Annotated in this window: 1 protein-coding gene; it reads left to right on the top strand. The window is 71.9% G+C overall.

Going from position 1 to position 745, the window contains the following annotated elements; translation table 11 throughout:
* The coding region (locus ACFV6I_RS39595) for an electron transfer flavoprotein subunit alpha/FixB family protein (protein WP_380431145.1) at positions 1-698 on the top strand (698 nt) is incomplete at its 5' end.
* Between the last annotated feature and the right edge of the window lie 47 nt (positions 699-745).

Genomic DNA, 745 nt, shown 5'->3' with positions numbered 1-745 from the left:
CCGTCCTGGTCACCTCCTCCGGCGAGGGCAAGGAGATCGCCGCCCGCGTCGCACTGCGCCTGGGCTCCGGCATCATCACCGACGCCATCGACCTGGAGGCCGGTGACGGTGGTCCGGTCGCCACCCAGTCGGTGTTCGCCGCGTCCTTCCAGGTGAAGTCGAAGGTGACGAAGGGCATGCCGGTGATCACGGTCAAGCCGAACGCGGTGGCCCCCGAGGCCGTTGCGGGCGCGGGTGCGGTGGAGAACGTGGCGGTGGAGTTCACCGGGAACGCGGCCAAGGTCACCTCGCGCACCCCGCGGGTCTCGACCGGCCGTCCGGAGCTGACCGAGGCCGCGATCGTGGTCTCGGGCGGCCGTGGCGTCGGCGAGGCGGCCGGTTTCGGCGTCGTCGAGGAGCTCGCGGACGTGCTGGGCGCGGCCGTCGGTGCCTCGCGTGCCGCCGTCGACGCGGGCTGGTACCCGCACAGCAACCAGGTCGGCCAGACCGGCAAGCAGGTCTCGCCGCAGCTGTACATCGCGGCCGGCATCTCCGGCGCCATCCAGCACCGGGCGGGCATGCAGACCTCGAAGACCATCGTGGCCGTCAACAAGGACCCGGAGGCCCCGATCTTCGAGCTGGTCGACTACGGCGTGGTCGGCGACCTGTTCGCCGTGCTGCCGCAGCTGACCGCCGAGGTGAAGTCCCGCAAGGGCTGATCCCCGCGCACCACATGGCGGAGGGCGTGGCACCGAGTACCCGGTGC

The sequence above is a fragment of the Kitasatospora sp. NPDC059803 genome (genome assembly GCF_042732255.1).
Classification (GTDB): domain Bacteria; phylum Actinomycetota; class Actinomycetes; order Streptomycetales; family Streptomycetaceae; genus Kitasatospora.
The sequence above is the reverse complement of the archived record's forward strand: the minus strand, read 5'-3'. Positions and strand labels throughout refer to the sequence as shown.